Genomic DNA, 1,729 nt, shown 5'->3' with positions numbered 1-1,729 from the left:
GTTATGTAGGAGTATTTCTTATTCATAAATTTATGAAGAAAAAAACAACAGGTTTTGTACTACTGTTAGTTATTCAAATAATCGGTTGTTCTTTATTTCTACCTTTCTCTATTTTAGGCACAATATTATTACCACTGTTTTTCTTTATCGTACACTCTGTTGGACCGGGATATCCAGTACAAAAATCGTTAGGCGGTATTGTATGGTTTGTCGTTTCAGCTATATTTTATGCCCCCTTTCCGCCATTGTGGAAATTGTTACTATTAACTTTACACATTATGATTACATTTTGGTTAACAGGTTCCAATCGTAATCAACAGCTATTACGTTTCACTTCTATTATTACGATTGGAATAATTAGCGCTTTACTTATTCCGGTATTTCCTTATATTCGGCTTCTTTTTTCTTATATCATACAAGTAGTTGCCTTAGGATTTGGTTATGCTTTAAATCCATTGTTCTCGGCAGCTGCATTAAAAGATACAGACGACTTTTGGTCGAATAAAGGAAATTTAAAAGATCCTCAAATTAAAGAAGAATTGGGGCAGCGTCCTTTTGATCCAACTCTCATAAATAGCATTACAATAATAGCCTGTACAGCCATCGCTATTTACGTCGTTTGGAAAATAGTAAAAAAACGAAAACATTTAAGTTTACCAAATATGCCTGTCTTTGAATCTACAATCATTACTGATAAAGAAGGCATTAGCCAAAAACGCTTCAAACGAAATAAACCACCACATAACGAAATTCGAAAAGAAATTTTCAAACTCGAGAGTAAGCTATCTCCTCCTTTAAACCGAGAACGAGGAGAAACTGTTGAAGCTTGGCTAGAGAGAATTAATGTTGAAGAAGAGGTAAATATTCAGAGTCATATTATTATAGACGCGTATAATGCAGTGCGTTATTCAAATGGTGAAAACACTGTACTTCTGCATGAATTTAAGGAAGAGGTTTATAAGCTTTATGCGTATCAGAAGAGTTTGAAGAAGAGAAAATGATGTATACAAAAAGACTCCTATTAAACTAGGAGTCTTTTTGTGTAAAAGTCCACGTTGCTTTTCACAAATTATGCTTTTTTTCCTGCTTCAATTTCTAAAGATTCTTCATGCCACCAAAGTGTTTCTTCAGGATCCTCTTTAGCAATTTGATGTGCTTCTTTTTTCGATTCGACAGTAGGGTAAGAACCTTTTAGTGCACGTCCTGATGTTGTGACAAACAGTACACTAAACACAATTAATCCAATTACACTTACACCAGTTAAATAAAATGCTGGTGCCAGTGGATTACCAGTAGCATGAACTAAGTATGAACATACAAGCGGCGTTGTACCACCGAATATAGATACAGAAATATTAAAGGAGATAGAAAGCGCACGATAACGTACATCGGTGAAAAAGAGTGCTGGTAATAACGAAGGCAATGTTCCTTCATATACACTAAGGAAGAAACCTAAAATGAAAATACCCGCAAACATGGCTACAATATGTCCGTTACCAATTAATAAAAATGCTGGAATTGAACATAATGCTAAACCAAGTAAGCCAATTTGTACTACGCGTTTATTACCTACTTTATCACTTAATTTACCGAAATAAAGTGCCAGTGGAATCATAAGTGCCATCGTAATTGAAATAATTAATAAGCCCGTTGTTTCTTTGACTTTTAGTACTTGTGTTAAATAAGAAGGAATATACGAAAGGATCATATAGTTTGTAATGTTAAAGAA

General features: G+C 34.0%; 2 protein-coding genes. One reads left to right on the top strand and one right to left on the bottom strand.

From position 1 onward, the window contains the following. On the top strand, positions 1–1,001 hold a 1,001-nt coding region (locus AB3X49_RS22490), incomplete at its 5' end, for a DUF4018 domain-containing protein (RefSeq protein ID WP_367964843.1). 68 nt (positions 1,002–1,069) lie between these two features. Here AB3X49_RS22490 and AB3X49_RS22485 read toward each other — a convergent pair. Next, positions 1,070–1,729, bottom strand: a 660-nt coding sequence (locus AB3X49_RS22485; RefSeq protein ID WP_367964841.1) for an MFS transporter, incomplete at its 5' end; no start/stop codon positions are given.

The organism is Bacillus sp. C30, from assembly GCF_040838255.1.
Taxonomy (GTDB): domain Bacteria; phylum Bacillota; class Bacilli; order Bacillales; family Bacillaceae_G; genus Bacillus_A; species Bacillus_A mycoides.
This window is presented reverse-complemented; position numbering and strand designations above follow the sequence as displayed.